Source organism: Streptomyces sp. MMG1121, assembly GCF_001280015.1.
Classification (GTDB): Bacteria; Actinomycetota; Actinomycetes; order Streptomycetales; family Streptomycetaceae; genus Streptomyces.
In genome coordinates, this window is record NZ_LGDV01000170.1 from 1 (window position 1) to 211 (window position 211).

The 211-nt window shown below is 70.6% G+C and carries 1 protein-coding gene; it reads right to left on the reverse strand.

Going from position 1 to position 211, the window contains the following annotated elements:
• Positions 1 to 211 (reverse strand): hypothetical protein (locus ADK64_RS15825; RefSeq protein WP_159046266.1); only part of this gene is annotated, 211 nt, incomplete at both ends.

Genomic DNA, 211 nt, shown 5'->3' on the forward strand with positions numbered 1-211 from the left:
GTACGTCGCCAACAGCGCCTGCGCCTCGATCGGATCACCCAGCGCCGTACCCGTACCATGCGCCTCCACCGCATCGACCTCGTCCGGACTCAGCCCGGCATACTCCAGGGCCTGCCGGATCACCCGCTGCTGGGACGGACCGTTCGGCGCCGTCAGACCGTTGCTCGCCCCGTCCTGGTTGACCGCGCTGCCACGCAGCACCGCCAGCACG